General features: G+C 44.7%; 15 protein-coding genes. 13 read left to right on the top strand and 2 right to left on the bottom strand.

Going from position 1 to position 19,630, the window contains the following annotated elements:
* Positions 1-48 precede the first annotated feature (48 nt).
* From sdhC to sucD, 8 genes are all read left to right on the top strand, one after another.
* Positions 49-441: a succinate dehydrogenase cytochrome b556 subunit gene (gene sdhC / locus R7Q47_RS13130; RefSeq protein ID WP_017634811.1), complete on the top strand. Its 393-nt coding sequence runs from the start codon at positions 49-51 to the stop codon at positions 439-441.
* Positions 435-779 (top strand): succinate dehydrogenase, hydrophobic membrane anchor protein, encoded by a 345-nt coding sequence (gene sdhD, locus R7Q47_RS13135; RefSeq protein ID WP_005382169.1) that lies wholly within the window; start codon positions 435-437, stop codon positions 777-779. The genes sdhC and sdhD overlap by 7 nt, the downstream gene beginning before the upstream one ends.
* Entirely contained in the window at positions 780-2,546 is a 1,767-nt protein-coding gene (sdhA, locus tag R7Q47_RS13140) for a succinate dehydrogenase flavoprotein subunit (protein ID WP_005382172.1), read from the top strand.
* A 15-nt stretch (positions 2,547-2,561) separates the two neighbouring features.
* Positions 2,562-3,272: a succinate dehydrogenase iron-sulfur subunit gene (locus R7Q47_RS13145; protein WP_005382174.1), complete on the top strand. Its 711-nt coding sequence runs from the start codon at positions 2,562-2,564 to the stop codon at positions 3,270-3,272.
* Positions 3,273-3,443: 171 nt separating this feature from the next.
* Positions 3,444-6,269, top strand: a complete 2,826-nt coding sequence (gene sucA / locus R7Q47_RS13150) for a 2-oxoglutarate dehydrogenase E1 component (protein WP_318089124.1) — start codon at positions 3,444-3,446, stop codon at positions 6,267-6,269.
* 28 nt (positions 6,270-6,297) lie between these two features.
* Positions 6,298-7,506, top strand: coding sequence for a 2-oxoglutarate dehydrogenase complex dihydrolipoyllysine-residue succinyltransferase (gene odhB, locus R7Q47_RS13155; RefSeq protein ID WP_005382177.1), 1,209 nt, complete (start codon positions 6,298-6,300; stop codon positions 7,504-7,506).
* Positions 7,507-7,719: 213 nt separating this feature from the next.
* On the top strand, positions 7,720-8,886 hold the full coding sequence (gene sucC / locus R7Q47_RS13160; protein ID WP_005382179.1) for an ADP-forming succinate--CoA ligase subunit beta: 1,167 nt from the start codon (positions 7,720-7,722) through the stop codon (positions 8,884-8,886).
* The gene (gene sucD, locus R7Q47_RS13165; RefSeq protein WP_005382181.1) at positions 8,886-9,758 is read left to right on the top strand and encodes a succinate--CoA ligase subunit alpha; all 873 of its coding nucleotides are present in this window, start codon (positions 8,886-8,888) and stop codon (positions 9,756-9,758) included. The genes sucC and sucD overlap by 1 nt, the downstream gene beginning before the upstream one ends.
* A gap of 119 nt (positions 9,759-9,877) precedes the next feature.
* Here sucD and znuB read toward each other — a convergent pair whose 3' ends face one another.
* Together znuB and znuC are read right to left on the bottom strand one after the other, a co-directional pair.
* Positions 9,878-10,663, bottom strand: a complete 786-nt coding sequence (znuB, locus tag R7Q47_RS13170; RefSeq protein ID WP_005382183.1) for a zinc ABC transporter permease subunit ZnuB — start codon at positions 10,661-10,663, stop codon at positions 9,878-9,880.
* Positions 10,656-11,444 (bottom strand): zinc ABC transporter ATP-binding protein ZnuC, encoded by a 789-nt coding sequence (gene znuC, locus R7Q47_RS13175; RefSeq protein WP_005382185.1) that lies wholly within the window; start codon positions 11,442-11,444, stop codon positions 10,656-10,658. Before znuC ends, znuB begins: the two co-directional genes overlap by 8 nt.
* Positions 11,445-11,522: 78 nt before the next feature.
* On the opposite strand from znuC, the gene znuA reads away from it, so the two are divergent.
* The 5 genes from znuA to R7Q47_RS13200 all read left to right on the top strand — a co-directional run bounded on the left by znuA (position 11,523) and on the right by R7Q47_RS13200 (position 19,554).
* The gene (gene znuA, locus R7Q47_RS13180) at positions 11,523-12,410 is read left to right on the top strand and encodes a zinc ABC transporter substrate-binding protein ZnuA (RefSeq protein WP_033906913.1); all 888 of its coding nucleotides are present in this window, start codon (positions 11,523-11,525) and stop codon (positions 12,408-12,410) included.
* 202 nt (positions 12,411-12,612) lie between these two features.
* Positions 12,613-15,990 carry a helix-turn-helix domain-containing protein gene (locus R7Q47_RS13185; protein WP_318089126.1) on the top strand — a complete coding sequence of 1,126 codons (3,378 nt, stop codon included), beginning with the start codon at positions 12,613-12,615 and terminating at the stop codon, positions 15,988-15,990.
* An 833-nt stretch (positions 15,991-16,823) separates the two neighbouring features.
* The gene (locus tag R7Q47_RS13190; RefSeq protein WP_005382190.1) at positions 16,824-17,051 is read left to right on the top strand and encodes a ferrous iron transport protein A; all 228 of its coding nucleotides are present in this window, start codon (positions 16,824-16,826) and stop codon (positions 17,049-17,051) included.
* Positions 17,051-19,327 (top strand): Fe(2+) transporter permease subunit FeoB, encoded by a 2,277-nt coding sequence (gene feoB, locus R7Q47_RS13195; RefSeq protein ID WP_318089128.1) that lies wholly within the window; start codon positions 17,051-17,053, stop codon positions 19,325-19,327. The genes R7Q47_RS13190 and feoB overlap by 1 nt, the downstream gene beginning before the upstream one ends.
* Entirely contained in the window at positions 19,324-19,554 is a 231-nt protein-coding gene (locus tag R7Q47_RS13200; protein ID WP_005382192.1) for a FeoC-like transcriptional regulator, read from the top strand. The genes feoB and R7Q47_RS13200 overlap by 4 nt, the downstream gene beginning before the upstream one ends.
* The last annotated feature ends 76 nt before the right edge of the window (positions 19,555-19,630 follow it).

The raw sequence follows: 19,630 nt of genomic DNA on the forward strand, positions 1-19,630 counted from the left end.
GTTTGGAAGCTGAAATTGGTTATAACAATAAATGCTCAATGGAGCTGAGTGAGCAAGCCCGTGAAAGAAAGAAAGTCAAGACCTGTTAATTTAGATTTACAGACCATCCACTTTCCTATCACAGCAATCGCATCCATCCTACACCGTGTGTCTGGGGTAATTACGTTTGTTGCGGTGGGTATATTACTGTGGTTACTATCCATTTCTCTGTCATCCCCAATGGGTTTTATGGAAGCCGCTGACATCGTCGATAGCTTCTTCGTAAAATTCATCCTGTGGGGAATTCTTACTGCACTTGCCTACCACATCGCAGGTGGTATCCGTCACTTATTGATGGATCTAGGTCACTTTGAAGAACTAGATTCAGGCACGATGAGCGCTAAAGTCGCGTTTGGTGCAACAGCAGTATTATCATTATTGGCGGGGATCTTGGTATGGTAAAACACGTATCTTCATTTGGTCGTAATGGTGTACACGATTTCCTACTAATTCGTGCAACTGCAATCATTATGACGCTATACACGATTTATCTGATTAGCTTCTGTGCATTTTCAGATATCTCTTACGCATCTTGGACCCAATTCTTTGGTGGTACCTTCACTAAAGTATTCACCATGTTGGCACTTGTCTCGATCCTGATTCACGCATGGGTTGGTTTGTGGCAGGTATTAACTGATTACATTAAGTGCGCGAAACTACGTGGCGCACTACAACTTGGTGTTATTGCCGTGCTATTCGGCTATGTCTTCTCTGGTCTATTTATTCTGTGGGGTGCGTAAGTGTCTATTCCAGTTCGTGAGTTTGATGCCGTAGTAATCGGCGCTGGTGGTGCAGGTATGCGCGCTGCACTACAAATTTCAGAACAAGGCCTATCATGTGCTTTGTTGTCAAAAGTATTTCCAACACGTTCTCATACTGTGTCTGCACAGGGCGGCATTACCGTTGCTCTGGGTAACTCGCACAAAGACGATTGGCAATGGCACATGTACGATACCGTTAAAGGTTCCGACTACATCGGTGACCAGAACGCGATTGAATACATGTGTAAAAATGGTCCTGAGTCAGTTATCGAGCTTGAAAAGATGGGTCTGCCATTCTCTCGTTTTGATAACGGTACCATATACCAACGTCCATTCGGTGGCCAATCTAAAGAGTTTGGTGGTGAGCAGGCTGCTCGTACAGCCGCTGCTGCAGACCGTACTGGTCACGCACTTCTTCACACGCTTTACCAGCAAAACGTAAAACACAAAACAACCATCTTCTCGGAGTGGTACGCTTTGGATCTTGTGAAAAACCAAGACGGCGCAATCATGGGTTGTACTGCGATTTGTATGGAAACGGGTGAAATCTGTTACTTCAAATCAAAAGCAACCATTCTAGCTACAGGTGGTGCAGGTCGTATTTACGCATCGACCACTAACGCGCACATCAACACGGGTGATGGCGTTGGTATGGCACTTCGCGCAGGCGTTCCAATGCAAGACATGGAAATGTGGCAGTTCCACCCAACAGGTATTGCTGGCGCGGGTGTTCTAGTGACGGAAGGTTGTCGTGGTGAAGGTGGTTACCTTCTAAATAAAGATGGTGAACGCTTCATGGAGCGCTACGCACCAAACGCGAAAGACCTTGCTGGTCGTGACGTGGTTGCTCGTTCAATGATGATTGAAATTCGTGAAGGCCGCGGCTGTGATGGTCCTTGGGGTCCACATATCAAGTTGAAACTTGATCACCTTGGTAAAGAAGTACTTGAATCACGTCTACCAGGTATCTGTGAACTGTCTCGTACATTTGCACACGTTGACCCAGTGAAAGAGCCAATTCCAGTAATTCCAACTTGTCACTACATGATGGGTGGTGTACCTACTCAAGTCTCTGGCCAAGCAATTAAGCAGAAGGCCGACGGTAGCGAGATGGAAGTACAAGGCCTTTACGCATGTGGTGAGATTGCTTCTGTATCGGTACACGGTGCTAACCGTCTGGGTGGCAACTCATTACTAGACTTGGTCGTATTTGGTCGTGCCACTGGCTTGCACCTTGGCGAAACGCTAGCAGCGCAAGCAGAAGCTCGTCCTGCAACAGAATCTGATATTGAAGCGTCTCTAGCGCGTACTATGCGTTGGGAAAACAGCACTGGTGGTGAAGATCCAGTTCAGATTCGTAAAGACCTACAAGCATGCATGCAAAACAGCTTCTCGGTATTCCGTGAAGGCGATGCGATGGCAACCGGTCTAGAAGAGTTGAAAGTGATTCGCGAACGTTTGAAAGACGCGCATCTAGCGGACAAGTCTTCAGAGTTCAACACGCAGCGTATCGAGTGTCTAGAACTTGATAACCTGATGGAAACCGCGTTTTCAACTGCCGTTGCAGCGAACTACCGTACAGAGAGTCGTGGCGCACATGCTCGTTTCGATTTCCCTGAGCGTGATGATGAGAACTGGCTATGTCACTCTATCTACAATCCGGAAACAGAAGCGATGACTAAGCGTGATGTGAACATGACGCCAACGCATCGTGAAGCTTTCCCGCCGAAAGTACGTACATACTAAAGGGAGGATACGACTATGAAATTAAACTTCTCTTTATACCGTTACAATCCGGATGTGGATACTAAGCCTTACATGAAAGAGTATACCCTTGAGGTAGACGAAGGCTCAGACATGATGGTGCTTGATGCATTGATTCTGCTAAAAGAGCAAGATCCAAGCATCGCTTTCCGTCGCTCATGCCGTGAAGGGGTATGTGGTTCTGATGGTTTGAATATGAATGGTAAAAACGGCCTAGCGTGTATCACACCGTTATCTGCTCTACAAGGCGATAAGATAGTTATTCGTCCACTACCAGGGTTACCTGTCGTGCGCGATCTTATCGTTGACATGACGCAGTTCTATGATAACTATGCGAAAGTTAAACCATTCTTGATTGATGATGGTGCATTACCACCATCACGTGAGAACCTACAATCGCCTGATGATCGCGCGCATTTAGATGGATTGTACGAATGTATCATGTGTGCATGTTGTACAACGTCTTGCCCATCATTCTGGTGGAACCCTGATAAATTCATCGGCCCAGCTGGTCTTCTCGCAGCGTACCGTTGGCTAATTGATAGCCGCGATACGGCAACAGATGAACGTTTGTCTGATCTTGATGATGCATTTAGCGTTTTTCGTTGCCATGGCATCATGAATTGTGTAAGTGTTTGTCCTAAGGGATTAAATCCGACGAAAGCCATCGGTCACATTAAGTCGATGTTGGTTAATCGTTCGGTTTAATTTACTCGCTCTTAGGAGTGTCGCAGTGTTGCGGATCACCCGATATGACCGCTTCACTGCTTCAGTAATATTCGAGTAAAGAATACAGAAATTGCCGACCGTATTTTTAGTCGGCTCTTATAGCTCGGCAAAGACCGAAGCAAACGTGAAAACTACTGGTTAAGGGAAAATATGCACAACGGCGTGATGAAGGCATGGCTCGAGTCTTCACACTTGGCTGGCGCCAATGCAACGTATGTAGAGGACCTCTACGAACTGTATCTAAGTGATCCCGATCTGGTAAGTGAGGAGTGGAAACGTGTTTTTGAAGGCTTGCCTAAGCCATCAGAAGAAGTGGCAGAACAACCACATTCACGTGTCCGTGACTACTTCCGACGACTCGCTAGAGAAACAAAGCATTACAATGTCCAAGTTAGTGACCCAGATGTCGATGCAAAACAAGTAAAAGTTCTACAGCTAATCAACGCATACCGTTTCCGCGGGCATGAAGCTGCAGAATTAGACCCACTAGGTCTATGGCAACGCCCAACAGTGGCGGAGTTAGACCCTGCTTTTCATAATCTTACCGAAGATGACTTCGAAGAAACTTTCAACGTAGGTTCTTTTGCTGTTGGGCAAGAAACCATGAAGTTGAAAGATATCTATGAAGCCCTCAACAAAACTTATTGCGGTTCCATCGGTGCTGAATACATGCACATGACTGACACAGAGCAAAAGCGTTGGATTCAGCAACGCCTTGAGTCTGTCGTAGGCCAGCCATCATTCAACAAAGATGAGAAGCGAACATTCCTAGAAGAGCTAACAGCCGCTGAAGGTTTGGAGCGTTACCTCGGGGCGAAATTCCCAGGTGCAAAACGTTTCTCTTTAGAAGGTGGTGATGCGCTGATTCCGATGACGAAAGAGTTGATCCGTCATGCGGGTACAAGTGGAATGCGTGAAGTGGTTATCGGTATGGCTCACCGCGGTCGTTTGAACATGCTGGTGAACGTACTTGGTAAGAAACCTCAAGACCTGTTTGATGAGTTCGCCGGTAAACACGACGAAACTTGGGGTACGGGTGATGTGAAATATCACCAAGGTTTCTCTGCTGATTTTGCGACTCCAGGCGGTGATGTTCACTTAGCACTTGCATTTAACCCGTCGCACCTAGAAATCGTAAACCCAGTAGTCATGGGCTCAGTTCGAGCACGTCAAGATCGCTTGGGTGATAATCAAGGTAGCAAAGTGCTTCCTATCACCATCCACGGTGATTCTGCAATCGCTGGTCAGGGTGTGGTTGCCGAAACTTTCAACATGTCTCTTGCTCGTGGGTTCCAAGTTGGTGGTACGGTACGTATCGTCATCAACAACCAAGTAGGCTTTACGACGTCTAATCCTCGTGACACGCGTTCTACGATGTACTGTACCGATATCGCGAAGATGGTGCAGGCGCCAATTTTCCATGTAAATGCAGATGACCCAGAAGCAGTTGCTTTTGTTACTCGCATTGCATTGGATTACCGTAACGAGTTCAAGCGTGATGTCGTGATCGATCTTGTATGTTACCGTCGCCACGGTCACAATGAGGCGGATGAGCCAAATGCGACTCAGCCTTTGATGTACCAGAAAATCAAAAAGCATCCTACACCACGCAAATTGTATTCAGATGTTCTGATCGACAAAAATGAGTCAGATATCGAGACGGCGACTCAGTTAGTCAATGAGTATCGCGATGCATTAGATCGCGGTGAAGTGGTTGTTAAAGAATGGCGTCCAATGGCGTTGCACTCTGTAGACTGGTCCCCTTACTTAGGGCACGAATGGGATATGGAGTGGGATTCAAAATACGACAAGACACGCCTTATTGAGCTAGGCAATCGTCTGTGTCAGTACCCAGAAAGCCATAAACTGCAAAGCCGTGTTAATAAGCTATACAACGATCGTCTAGCAATGATGACCGGTGAAAAAGCCATTGACTGGGGTATGGCTGAAACATTGGCGTATGCTACATTGGTTGACGATGGCAAGCGTATTCGTCTTTCTGGTCAGGACTCGGGTCGTGGTACTTTCTTCCACCGTCACTCGGTTCTTCATAACCAAACCGATGCAAGCACTTACATTCCATTAGCGAATATTCATGACAACCAAGGGCCATTCCAAGTCTTTGACTCAGTATTGTCAGAAGAAGCAGTGTTGGCGTTTGAATACGGTTACGCAACAGCCGAACCAGGTGGTTTAACTATCTGGGAAGCACAGTTTGGTGATTTTGCCAACGGTGCACAAGTTGTTATCGACCAGTTTATCTCGTCAGGCGAGCAAAAGTGGGCGCGTTTGTGCGGTCTTACTATGCTTCTACCTCATGGTTATGAAGGTCAAGGTCCTGAGCACTCATCTGCACGTTTAGAGCGTTACCTTCAGCTTTGTGCTGAGCAAAATATGCAGGTTGTGGTTCCTTCAACACCGGCTCAGGTGTACCACATGATTCGTCGTCAGGTTGTACGCCCAATGCGTCGACCTCTCATTGTTATGTCGCCGAAATCTTTGCTGCGCCACCCTCTATGTACTTCAACGATTGAAGACTTGGCGGATGGTACATTCCAATCTGCAATTCCAGAAGTAGATGATTTAGAACCAAGCAAAGTGAAACGTGTCGTGTTCTGTGCTGGTAAGGTTTACTTTGACCTACTAGAGCAGCGCCGTAACAACGAGCAAGACGATGTTGCTATCGTGCGTATTGAACAGCTTTACCCATTCCCAATGGAAGAAGTACAAGCAGCAATTGCTCAATACACTAACGTTGAAGACTTCGTGTGGTGTCAGGAAGAACCTCAGAACCAAGGTGCTTGGTACTGTAGCCAACATAACTTCCGTGCCGCTATTCCTGCAGGTGCAAATCTTAAATACGCAGGTCGCCCAGCTTCTGCTTCGCCAGCAGTTGGCTACATGTCGGTGCACTTGAAACAACAAAAAGCGTTGGTTGAAGACGCTCTGAACGTGAACTCAAAAACTTCGAATTAAGAACTAGAAGTTAAAGGAAGAAACAGATATGACAATTGAAATTCTGGTTCCAGATTTACCTGAATCAGTTGCTGATGCAACCGTAGCGACATGGCACAAACAACCAGGCGACGCAGTAGAGCGTGACGAGGTTTTGGTTGACATCGAAACAGACAAAGTTGTGCTAGAGGTTCCAGCTCCGGAAGCTGGCGTTTTAGAAGCTATTGTTGAAGCAGAAGGTGCGACAGTACTTTCTAAACAAATCATTGCTAAATTGAAGCCAGGCGCAGTTGCAGGTGAACCAACTGCAGACAAAACAGAAGGTACTGAAGCATCTCCTGATAAGCGTCACAAAGCTGCGCTTAGCGAAGAAAGTAATGACGCACTAAGCCCAGCAGTGCGCCGTTTGTTGGCTGAACATGGCTTAGAAGCAAGCCAAGTGAAAGGCACTGGTGTTGGTGGTCGTATTACGCGCGAAGATATTGAAGCGCATCTTGCGAACGCTAAATCTGCGTCAAAAGAAGACTCGCCAGCAGTGGTTGACGTGCCAGCAGCAGCTCGCAGTCAGAAACGTGTTCCAATGACTCGCCTTCGTAAGACAGTTGCTAACCGTCTGCTAGAAGCGAAGAACAACACGGCAATGCTAACGACGTTTAACGAAGTCAACATGAAACCAATCATGGACCTTCGTAAGCAGTACAAAGATCAGTTCGAAGAGCGTCACGGTATTCGTTTGGGCTTCATGTCTTTCTACGTGAAAGCAGTAACAGAAGCGCTTAAGCGTTACCCAGAAGTAAATGCTTCGATTGATGGCGATGACATTGTTTACCACAACTACTTCGACATTAGCATGGCGGTATCAACGCCACGTGGTCTAGTTACACCTGTCCTAAAAGACTGTGACAAGCTTGGTTTCGCTGATGTTGAAAAAGGCATCAAAGAGCTGGCTATTAAAGGTCGTGATGGCAAGCTAACGGTAGACGAGCTAATGGGCGGTAACTTCACTATCACAAACGGTGGTGTGTTCGGTTCACTAATGTCTACACCAATCATCAACCCACCTCAATCAGCGATTCTTGGTATGCATAAGATCCAAGAGCGTCCGATGGCAGTGGATGGCAAAGTTGAAATCTTGCCGATGATGTACCTAGCGTTATCTTACGATCACCGCCTAATTGACGGTCGTGAATCAGTTGGTTTCCTAGTAACGATTAAAGAGTTACTAGAGGACCCAGCACGTCTCTTATTAGACGTTTAATATCGCTAAAACGTCTAGTTATCGTAGGTAGCTAGACGTTAAAAATTTCAATGGCTAGACTAGCTCAACGTTTGGCCTTCATTTGAATCCTTCAGTATGAGAACTCATGATGAAGGATTGATTTGAGAAGACCCTACAGACGTACAAGCAGCCAAGACTGCAGCGTTATGGAAATAATAAATCCCTTAAGGGAAAAACAAACGGAATATCGAAATGAATTTGCATGAATACCAAGCCAAACAGCTGTTTGCAGAATTCGGTTTGCCTGTGCCAGAAGGCTACGCGTGTGATACACCACAAGAAGCTTTTGAAGCCGCAGGCCGTATTAGTACAGCCAAGAAAGTAGTTAAATGTCAGGTTCACGCTGGTGGCCGTGGTAAAGCGGGTGGCGTAGAGCTACACGATACAAAAGAAGGCGTTAAAGAGTTTGCACAGAAGTGGTTAGGTAAAAACCTAGTGACTTACCAAACTGACGCTAACGGTCAGCCAGTAACAAAAATCCTTGTTGAAGAAGCTTCAAATATTGCGAACGAACTATACCTAGGTGCGGTAGTTGACCGTGCTAGCCGTAAGATTGTTTTCATGGCTTCTACCGAAGGTGGTGTGGAAATTGAAAAAGTTGCGGAAGAAACGCCGGAACTCATCCACAAAGCAGCAATTGACCCACTAGTAGGTCCACAAGCTTACCAAGGTCGTGAGCTAGCGTTCAAACTTGGTCTTGAAGGCGACCAAATCAAACAATTCGTTAAGATCTTTATGGGTCTTGGCACTATGTTCTCTCAGTACGATCTTGCTCTGCTAGAGATCAACCCACTTGTGATTACTGGCGAAGGCAACTTGCTATGTCTTGACGGTAAGATCAACATCGACTCAAACGCACTGTATCGTCAGCCTAAGCTTCGTGAAATGCACGATCCTTCACAAGAAGATGAGCGTGAAGCACACGCAGCTCAGTGGGAGCTGAACTACGTAGCACTAGACGGTAACGTTGGCTGTATGGTTAACGGTGCAGGCCTAGCAATGGGTACGATGGATATCGTAAACCTACACGGCGGCAAACCAGCTAACTTCTTAGATGTAGGTGGCGGCGCGACGAAAGAGCGTGTTGCTGAAGCATTCAAGATCATCCTATCTGATGACAATGTGAAAGCGGTACTTGTTAACATCTTTGGTGGTATTGTACGTTGTGACATGATCGCAGAAGGTATTATCGGTGCGGTTAAAGAGGTAGGCGTAAGCGTACCTGTTGTTGTTCGTCTTGAAGGTACTAACGCTGACCTAGGTCGCGAAGTTCTTGCTAATTCTGATGTTGATATCATTGCTGCTGAGTCGCTAACTGATGCTGCTCAGAAAGTTGTTGCTGCTGCGGAGGCTAAATAATGTCTGTATTAATTAACAAAGACACTAAAGTAATCTGTCAGGGGTTCACTGGTGGTCAAGGTACTTTCCACTCAGAGCAAGCTATCGCATACGGTACGCAAATGGTTGGTGGTGTGTCTCCAGGTAAAGGCGGCCAAACTCACCTAGGTCTTCCTGTATTCAACACAGTTCGCGAAGCAGTAGAAGCGACTGGTGCAACAGCGACAGTCATCTACGTACCAGCTCCTTTCTGTAAAGATGCAATCCTAGAAGCGATTGACGCGGGTATCGAGCTAATCGTAACGATTACTGAAGGTATCCCTACTACAGATATGATCGACGTGAAAGTGAAGCTAGAAGAAACTGGCGTTCGCATGATTGGTCCTAACTGTCCGGGCGTTATCACTCCTGATGAGTGTAAGATCGGTATCATGCCTGGTCACATCCACAAGAAAGGCAAAGTAGGTATTGTATCTCGTAGCGGTACTCTAACTTACGAAGCAGTTAAACAAACCACTGACGAAGGTTTCGGCCAGTCTACTTGTGTTGGTATCGGTGGTGACCCAATCCCGGGTTCAAACTTCATTGATATCCTAAAACTGTTCCAAGAAGACCCTGAGACAGAAGCGATCGTTATGATCGGTGAGATCGGTGGTACTGCAGAAGAAGAAGCAGCAGCGTACATTAAAGAAAATGTAACGAAGCCAGTGGTTTCTTACATTGCTGGTGTAACTGCGCCTCCTGGTAAGCGTATGGGCCATGCTGGTGCGATTATCTCTGGTGGTAAAGGTACTGCTGAAGACAAATTTGCTGCACTAGAAGCGGCTGGCGTTAAAACTGTGAAATCTCTAGCAGAGATTGGCCAAGGTCTACGTGAAGTGACGGGTTGGTAATCGACCACACTACTTAATAAGTATTAAAAAGCCTGCGATTTCGCAGGCTTTTCTTTTTCCGTTTCAGTGGATTTATGTTTGTTGTTAGCAAGGCCTTTCGCGTTTAATGCTCAATGCGATTATGCTTTGCTTTTAATCAGCTGGCTCAGCATAAATAAGGATGTTGCGCTGATCACTACAGAAGGGCCGGCCGGTGTATCGAAGTGCCATGATAGGCTAAGCCCCATCAGTACTGCCACTGAGCCAATAATAGATGCGAACAATGCCATTTGCTCTGGTGATGAAGAGACTTTACGTGCTGTTGCTGCTGGGATAATTAGGAGCGAAGTCATGATCAACGCGCCAACGAACTTCATACCTACTGCGATTACTACACCCACCATTAGCATTAACACCAATCGAACTAAGTCTGTATTCACGCCCTCAACAGCGGCAAGTTCTTCACTAACAGTGCTAGAAAGCAGTGGGCGCCAGAAGACGTACAAACACGCGCTTACCGCAACAACACCTGCGTAAATAAACATCAGATCTTGTGGAGAGACGGCAAGTAAGTCCCCAAATAGGTAGCTCATTAAATCGACGCGCACGTTTTCCAAAAAGCTAACCGATACTAAACCGATAGAGAGTGCACTGTGTGCCAAGATACCTAACAACGTGTCTGTAGCCACAAGTTGTTGCTTTTGCAGAGTGACAAGCAAAACGGCCAGAGCTAAACAGCAGACGAGTAGCGCAAGGTAGAGATTTACGTTGAGCAAGAAGCCCAGCGCTAGGCCCATTAACGATGCATGAGCTAGGGTATCTCCGAAGTAAGCCATTTTACGCCAAACGACAAATGACCCAAGTGGACCGGCAATGATCGCGATACCAATACCAGCAAGAATAGAAGGTAGGAGAAACTCAATCATGATGGTGATGTCCGTGTTTATGGTGGGAGCATGATGTCGCATCACCGCTTACTGGCGTTCCGGATAAATCGTGATGATGGTGCTCATGGTCGTGATGATAAAACGCGAGAGACTCTCTCGCAGCATTGCCAAATAGTGCGATGTAAGAAGGGTGCTGAGTAATAGTGGCAGGTGAACCTGAGCAGCAAACATGGTGATGCAGACAAATAACATCGTCCGTTTTCGCCATCACTAAATGTAAGTCATGCGACACCATAAATACGCCACAATCAAAGCGGTGACGAATGCTCTCAATTAAGTCATAGAGATCGATTTGACCTTGGATATCCACACCCTGAGCTGGTTCGTCTAATACCAACAGCTGAGGACGCTGAAGCAGAGCGCGCGCCAGTAACACTCGTTGGTTTTCACCACCGGATAAGCGATGCATATTACTATTAAGTAAATGTTCAGCGCCAACAAGCCTTAATGCATCAATGCACTCCTGCTTACTGTATTTTCCTGCTAAATTTAGGAAGCGGGTTACATTCAATGGAAGGGAGTCATTGAGCTTCAACTTTTGAGGAACGTAACCAATTTTCAGTTTTCTTTGTCGGTTCAACTTGCCGCTAGTCGGCTTTTGAAGACCTAAGATAACTTTGACTAACGTTGATTTTCCCGCTCCATTGGGACCAATTAGGGTAGTTATTTTGCCCTTTTCTAATTCCATACTAATGTTATCGAGAACTCTGCGGCCATCGAACTCGACGCATAACTGCTCAAGATGGACTAAGGAAGACATGAATGAAACTCATTTGCAAATCAATAATGTTATAATGTAACATTATCTCACTTTCCACGCCATATCCCAAGTAAAACTATGAAAAGAGCATTAATTCTTGCTGCCTCAGCAATGTTAACACTGCCAGCACAGGCAGTAACGGTACTGACGAGTATCAAACCTATTCAGTTGTTAGTAACAGAGCTTACTCAAGGAGTAACTTCACCAGACGTGTTATTGCAGTCTAACACATCACCCCATGACTACGCTTTGCGTCCATCGGATGTTAAAAAGGTCGCTTCGGCTGATTTGGTTATCTGGTACGGACATGATCTTGAACCGTTTCTAGAGAAAGTTGTTTCGGATAGATCGAATACTTTGACTATTAGTCAAATTCCAAATCTAGAATTGCGTGAATTTGATAGTGAGCACAACCATGACCATGATGGGCACGATCATGGCTCACATGATCCGCACTTTTGGCTAGGTGTAAGCCAAGCACAACAAGTGGCCAAGGCTGTTGTGAATCAACTTGTATCACTTGATCCGGAAAATGCAGCTCAATATCAAGCGAACCTCAAAAAGTTTGAACTCGAGCTAAAAGACACTGACCAACAGATAAAGCAGAAGCTGGCACCAGTAAAAAACAAAGGTTACTTTGTATTCCATGATGCTTACGGTTATTTCGAAGATCGTTATGAACTAAATCAAATGGGGCATTTTACTGTGAGCCCAGAACGCAAGCCAGGAGCGAAGACCTTAATTCAAATTCGTCAAAAGCTAAGTGGTGGAGATGTGGCTTGTGTATTTTCTGAACCTCAGTTTACCCCGGCTGTCGTTCAGAGCGTAATGAGAGGCAGTGACGTCGCTAAAGGCGAGCTTGACCCGTTAGGGAGTACAATTGAAGCAAAACCTGGCAGTTACTTTACTTTTCTCAACAATATGGCGAATAGTTTTGAGCAATGCTTGAACAAAAAGTCAGATTAAGTGCTGTCGTAATGTAGGAGTAGTCTTTTTAACGTGATCCAGTAGTAAGAATTACAACCTTTGGTAAGGCGAGCCTTTTCTCAGAAAGTAATTGAGATATCATTACCAATAATTATCAGCTCAAAATAACCGTATCAATCCATGCTTTACAAACGATGAGCGGTCACTTTCTGAGCACAAATTGATACAAAAGGTTTTCGTCTTGCTACGCCAATTAGCCCTTGCTCTATTGGGCTTTGTCTTATCCTACCAAGCACTTGCACTTCATAATGCAAATGCAATCTTTTACCCTTTGCCAACTCAGGCAAAGGGTACTTTTATCGCGGCTAAAAAGTTGTTCTTGGGTGAAAAGGGCGGTTTGTGGATTCATGACGTACACGGACGAGTCCTGTTTTACGATGGTCAAACTATATTGCCTAAATCAGGTAGCTTCCTACAAACGTCGGCTAAGCAGTTGGCTTATCATAAAGGTGCTTTTTGGACCTTTATTGAAAATGAGGTCTATCGAACTTATCCAAATCAGGAGCGACGTTTAGTCTTTAGTTTAAATCCAGGCTCACAAATAAGAAAAATAGGGTCTTCAAAGAACTATATTTGGGTGAGTGATGGCGCGCATTTCTATACCTACAATATCGACACTAGCGAATTAAACTCTTTCTCTCTATTGCAGCTCTATCAACATAGTAATAATAGCTACGTTTACATTAATGATGCGGTGCTAGTTGAAACGAAGTGGGCACTAGCAACGACTTCCGGCTTCTATCTTTCTGAAGGTGATAAGTTTGACCATGTCGCTGCCTCAGGTCAAAACTACATTGAAAAAGTCTATTATTCACACACGCGAAGAGAAATTTTGATAGGTACATTGCGTGGCGCTTTAATTTTCAACATTTACCAGCCTGATAAAGAAGTGATTAGAATTGGCGGCTCACATGTTTTGACATTCGCAGAGACAAATCAAGAGTATTGGGTGGGGACAGAGCATGGCCTTTATTTGTACTCATTTTTTTCAGGTGAGGTCACCGAAGTCGCGCCTGCAAGTTTTCTTGAGTTAGAGTTAGACAACACGAAGATTTATTCGTTGTTGAGCGACAATATAGGAGGGATGTGGATTGCGACTAACCAAGGTATTCGTTATTACTCGCTATTTAGTAAAAAATTTGAACGAGTGACCTTTAGTAGTTATGACTCACACACCCTATCAGGACGAATTCGGCAAACTATTGAAGGTCCTGATGGTGCGCTTTGGTTTGCTGATGACCGAAAGATTTATCGTTCAGGAAAGAGTGGGATTAACCAAGTCTTAGAGTTGGAGTCGCAGATCAATGAATTTGCATTTCAAAACGGTATGCTTTGGCTTGCGACCTCAAAAGGACTGGAAATATTTGAGCTAAATGGTCTCAACAAGATTACATTTCCTTATTTACAGGTTATGGCCGGACATGCCGTAGAGCATGTGACCGTTGATGGTGATGACCGTCTTTGGGTATCAAGCGGATACCATCTTTACAATGTTGATACTGCTGCACCAAGCGTACGAAACTTTGGAAGTGAGTGGCTAGTAAGTCAGTATTTGCCTGCTAAGGTTACGCGCCTATATGATACTGAAGATGCCCTATTAATAGGCACCGATCATGGCGTATACCAATACAGTAATGACAACATCCAGTTTATCCGTTTTTCAGAAAAGTTTGGTGAATCATTAGACATGACCACGGCGGTTGATGGCAGCCAGTGGTTTGCTTCATCTTATGGTGTGTTTAAAACTGATACACGAAGCGATGAAAAACGTGTTGTTGAAATGAGTGAGCCCAACGCCAGACCTGCTTGCTTGATCAGAGACAGGCAAGGTGTATGGTTAGCTTCCTCTGTCGGTTTAAGCTATTACCACCTTTCGGGTGAGTTAGTGAAACATTACTCATCGTCATCAGGCTTAATGAACAATGAGTTCCTCCCTGGTATTTGTAGCGTTATACAGCAGACAGAAATTGGTGAGCGAGAGCTTGTTCTGGGGTCGAAGTACGGACTCGTAAAAGCAGAAGCATCCAAGCTGCTTGTATCTAATCCCCCAGAGTCTAAGTTTATTGTTAGCCAAGTTGTGCTTGAAAATGAAGTTCTGCAAGTTGGTAGTGCCGATCTGAATGGGATCACACTGCCATATGGATCTTCGCTGAGTTTTTTATTCGGTGTGATGCCAAAACCAGACAGTCAAAATTTGTACTATCGATTGAACAACGATGACCCATGGCAAACGTTAGAGGGGGGCCAACTGACACTCGAGCACCTTAGTTCCGGTGAATATCACTTGCAGGTCAGTAATGAGTCTCAAGTTGCCACTGGAGTCGTTGGTTTAGAATCTCACTTTATCGTCCTTCATCCTTGGTATCTATCGCGATTTGCTATTTTAGGCTTTGTCGTAGCTAGTATTGCGGTCGTCGCATTACTTGTTTTCTGGCGCTCTCGCTACGTTGTACAGGCTAACCGTGATCTAGCAGCTCAAGTGACTCTCAAAACGAATCAGTTAAGACATCAAAGTAGAGTGTTGCTTACGAGCAACCAGCAATTACGTAAACAGATTCAAGTTAGAAACCTACTCGTAGACCATGTAGCTCTATCCATAAAATCAAGCATCGACTTTATTGTGGCGAAACTACCTATGCCTCTGGATACTGCGACAGAGGATCATTTGGCTAAAACGAATTGGCAGTTAAATGAACTCAAAAGTGTTCCAAGTGATGTAAGTGGTGGGAGTCAGAACTACAACTTGAGTCAGATAACTCAGTCAGTGGTTGATGTATGGCAAGATGACTTTGCAAAAGCGGGTATTTTGGTAGAGCTAGAAGATGAGAGTAAGCAGAGCCGGGTTGCTCTGGAAAGCTTTAATCTTGATGTTATTTTCAATAGCATTTTTGCCAATATCATCAAGCGCTCTTTCCGAGGTCAAACGGTTAGAATTATGCTAGAAGAGGGGCATGATATTGTGTCATTGAGCTTTCTTGATTACGGGACGCAATTACCTAATAAAGTCGCGACTGGGTTTCCATCTAACTTAAATCACTCTGAGTTGAGTATTGACCACCTTGCCCAATTAGTGACAACGAGTGGTGGTTATTTGGCTGTCTTCTCTTCTGATGCTCAAAACAAAGTCGAGATTACATGGCCATCTGCGAAGGAAAGGAGTTATCTGGATGAACCGCAGCAAGAACTCAATCCTGTAACTATTGCAGAAGATCAAGTCACACCAGAGAAAGAGTGGTTGCAAAAAGTCTATCAATTAGTGGCAGAGCATTACCATGATCCTGAATTTGGCACTGCGTCAGCCGCTAAAATGCTGTATATGTCTGAACGCTCTTTGCAGAGACGTTTTAAATCTGCCTCGTCAAGAACGTTAAAAGACTATGTCACAGAGGTTCGTTTGGAAACGGCGTGTGAAAAGTTATTGGCGGGTGAGAAAATCAGTGAAGTCGCCTTTAACTGTGGCTTTAATGATCCATCTTACTTTAGCCAAAAGTTTAAGCTGCATTTTGGTTTGCCCCCATCCAAGTTTGCTTTGACTCAAGAAAGCCAAGAAATTAACTAGAAAACCTTCATTATACGCTCCCTAGTTAATAGTTAAGATGCTGGGGAGCTGCATACAGTGCTCTATTATTGCTGTAGTTGCTAACGCAGTGAGTTTCATTGTTTCTTCATCACATCTAGCCTACAAATCCATTCTCAACACGTAAGCACGATCACGTTCTATCTGTTAGTCGCGATGTTCATAGCAATAAGCATAAATGGCTTCAAGAGAATGATTTATTGATAGTTGCAACAAATAAATGACAGTTGTATTGCTGTATCAAAAGAGCGTTGTTCATTTGGGTGAATGATGGTGTGCGACATTCGTGAAAACGAAAACTGTGTTGAAAAGATGAATAAGGTAAAGACGTTTTGAAAGAGGTGAAAAAAAATATCGTGGTATAGCCGGGGGGACTATACCACGGGTGTCAAGGACACCTTCGCTTGCTGCCGGAGTGACATGTTGCCATGCCACCTCTGGAATTTATTAGAGAGATTGCCCTCTCGATGGAGTAACTATACGAGAGGTTACTTATTTTTCTTATAAAAATAACGCCATGTTTATATGAGAAAAGCGACAATGTTTGGTTTTTTACTTAACCAATTGTTTTAATTTGCATTTTTTGTTTTCTATCTTGGTTTATGACATTTTTGTTTCGTTAGGTGTCATTTTTAATTGTTAATTTTGACGTAAATAACGAGAGGAAATTTACGAAGTTAACGTTTGAAAGCGTGAAAACATTTACGGAATCTTTGATTTCACACAGGGATTGAAGGGGTATAGGGGAGTAATATTGGCAACCTAAACTTATTAAATAATAATATTTCTCATTAGCAATACTCTTAAGGGCCACTATGAAGTTATCAGAGATTAATCCTGGCGATACGGTGACGATTCGGTTGTTAGATGGTCTTTCATCAGATATCAGAAAGAAACTCATGGTAATGGGGCTGCTTCCCAATACAGAAGTCAAAGTGATTCGACGTGCGCCAATGGGCGATCCTTTACAAGTCGAAGTCCGTGGTGTGTCTGTCGCATTGCGAGAAACAATTGCTCAGAAAATTGAAGTGGAGCGAGTGTAATGCAATATCAAGTGCTAACCGTAGGTAACCCTAATAGTGGTAAAACGACGCTATTTAATGGTTTAACTGGCGCAAAACAGCAAGTTGGTAACTGGGCAGGCGTCACGGTTGAAAAGAAAACAGGACAATTCAAGCATGCTGGGGATGAGTTTTTGCTCACTGACCTTCCGGGTATTTACTCATTAGACAGTGGTAATGATAGTAATAGTATTGATGAATCCATCGCATCGCGTGCGGTTCTAACTCATCCTGCTGATCTCATTATTAACGTGGTGGATGCTACGAGTTTAGAGCGCAGCTTATATATGACGCTGCAACTTCGCGAACTTGGTCGCCCTATGATTGTAGTCCTCAACAAGATGGATGCGCTAAAGCGTGAACGTCAGATGATTAACGTTGCAGAGCTTGAGAAAACGTTAGGTTGTCCGGTTGTCAGTTTATCTGCAACCAATAAAACTCAAGTGGCAGAGTTTAAAGAAAAGCTCCATAAATCCATCGTTCAAGGAGTGCCACTTAAAGAATTGTCTTTGCATTACGGTGAGAAGATGGAGTCGGCAATTCAAACGGTTTCCGCACTTTTTAACGACCAAAACGTCGCTCATCGTGCACTAGCGATTCGTGCGCTTGAAAAAGACACAATGGTGCTCAATAGTCTTTCTGATATTGATAGAAGCAAAGTCTTGGAAGTCATTACGACGTTAGATTTGGATATCGATTTGCATGTCGCGGATACTAAGTACACGCATCTGCATGAACAGTGTAAAAAAGTTCGCCGAAGCGAAGGCAAGTTAAGTCGTAGTGTGACTGAAAGACTCGACCAGTTTATTTTGAACAAGTGGATTGGAATTCCTTTCTTCTTTGTTGTTATGTACCTGATGTTTATGTTCTCGATTAACATCGGTAGTGCATTTATCGACTTTTTTGACATTGGTGTGGGCGCATTGTTGGTTGATGGTGGACACCACTTGTTAGACGGTCATTTGCCTGTGTGGTTAGTGACGGTGCTTGCTGATGGTATTGGTGGTGGTATCCAAACGGTTGCAACCTTTATTCCAGTTATCGCGTGTTTGTACCTGTTCTTAGCGGCACTTGAAAGCTCAGGCTACATGGCTCGTGCCGCATTCGTACTAGATAAAGTGATGCAGAAGATTGGTCTACCGGGCAAAGCATTTGTACCGTTGGTTCTTGGTTTCGGTTGTAACGTACCGTCAATCATGGCAACTCGTACTCTAGACCAAGAACGTGAGCGTAAACTAGCTGCATCTATGGCGCCATTTATGTCATGTGGTGCTCGTCTACCAGTATACGCACTATTCGCTGCGGCATTCTTCCCAGGCTCTGGTCAGAACATTGTATTCGCACTTTACCTACTTGGTATTGTGGCAGCGATCTTCACGGGCCTCTTCCTTAAGTATACGCTTTACCCAGGTAGCAGTGATAGCCTAGTAATGGAAATGCCAGACTATGAGCTTCCGACGCTACAAAACGTGGTGATCAAAACTTGGCAAAAGCTAAAGCGCTTTGTACTTGGTGCAGGTAAAACCATCGTTATCGTTGTTGCTATTCTGAGTTTCTTCAACTCATTGGGTACTGATGGCAGTTTTGGTAATGAAGACAGCGAAAACTCGGTGCTTTCTAAAGCTGCGCAAGTTGTAACTCCAGTATTCGCGCCAATCGGTGTTCAAGAAGATAACTGGCCAGCGACGGTTGGTATCATTACCGGTATCTTCGCAAAAGAGGCGGTAGTTGGTACGCTTAACAGTCTATACACCACGCCAAGTGACGGTGAAGACGCAGAATTTGATCTAATGGGCAGCCTAGAAGAGGCAGTAATGAGTATCCCTGAAAACTTAGCCGGTTTGAGCTACTCAGATCCACTAGGCATTGAAGTGGGTGACTTAACTGACTCAAATGCCGTTGCCGAAGAACAAGAAGTCGATGCTTCTATCTTCGGTAACATTAAATCGCAGTTTGCTTCTGGCAATGCCGCATTTGCTTACCTAATCTTTATCCTACTGTACACTCCTTGTGTGGCGGCGATGGGTGCTTACGTACGTGAGTTTGGTCATAAGTTCGCACGCTTTATCGCGGTTTGGACAATGGGCTTGGCTTACCTATGTGCGACGTTCTACAACCAATTGACGCATTTCGCAGATAGCCCAGTAACAAGTGGTATTTGGATGGCTGTGATCGTAGCTATCTTCTTTGGCACATACCGTGTGTTCAAACAAGTTGGTAAGAAACAAAACGGTGCATTAGAGGCGCAAGTAGCATGATTTTAAAAGAGCTTTATCAATACATTGCAGACAAAGGAACCGTCTCCCAGTCAGATCTGGCTAAACAGTTTGGGATGAGTGAAGATGGCGCCGACGCGATGTTAAACGTGTGGATTAAGAAGGGCAAAATTAGCCGCCTAGTCGACACTAATAAAGCTCATGACGTGACTCGTGTTCGCTACTCAGTGACTAAACAAGATGGTTTGTCTCTGACAGTCACCATGTAGCGACTATCAAAATTAGTCACCTAAAAATTATCACGTAAAAACGACAAAGCCGCATCAGCAATGATGCGGCTTTTAT

The sequence above is a fragment of the Vibrio sp. Vb0349 genome, from assembly GCF_033338975.1.

Excerpts from the sequence above, each read along its gene's own strand:
- sdhD (WP_005382169.1), top strand. The coding sequence starts at position 435 with ATGGTAAAACACGTATCTTCATTTGGTCGTAATGGTGTACACGATTTC.
- R7Q47_RS13145 (WP_005382174.1), top strand. The coding sequence starts at position 2,562 with ATGAAATTAAACTTCTCTTTATACCGTTACAATCCGGATGTGGATACT.
- sucA (WP_318089124.1), top strand. The coding sequence starts at position 3,444 with ATGCACAACGGCGTGATGAAGGCATGGCTCGAGTCTTCACACTTGGCT.
- odhB (WP_005382177.1), top strand. The coding sequence starts at position 6,298 with ATGACAATTGAAATTCTGGTTCCAGATTTACCTGAATCAGTTGCTGAT.
- sucC (WP_005382179.1), top strand. The coding sequence starts at position 7,720 with ATGAATTTGCATGAATACCAAGCCAAACAGCTGTTTGCAGAATTCGGT.
- sucD (WP_005382181.1), top strand. The coding sequence starts at position 8,886 with ATGTCTGTATTAATTAACAAAGACACTAAAGTAATCTGTCAGGGGTTC.
- znuB (WP_005382183.1), bottom strand. The coding sequence starts at position 10,663 with ATGATTGAGTTTCTCCTACCTTCTATTCTTGCTGGTATTGGTATCGCG.
- znuC (WP_005382185.1), bottom strand. The coding sequence starts at position 11,444 with ATGTCTTCCTTAGTCCATCTTGAGCAGTTATGCGTCGAGTTCGATGGC.
- znuA (WP_033906913.1), top strand. The coding sequence starts at position 11,523 with ATGAAAAGAGCATTAATTCTTGCTGCCTCAGCAATGTTAACACTGCCA.
- R7Q47_RS13190 (WP_005382190.1), top strand. The coding sequence starts at position 16,824 with ATGAAGTTATCAGAGATTAATCCTGGCGATACGGTGACGATTCGGTTG.
- feoB (WP_318089128.1), top strand. The coding sequence starts at position 17,051 with ATGCAATATCAAGTGCTAACCGTAGGTAACCCTAATAGTGGTAAAACG.
- R7Q47_RS13200 (WP_005382192.1), top strand. The coding sequence starts at position 19,324 with ATGATTTTAAAAGAGCTTTATCAATACATTGCAGACAAAGGAACCGTC.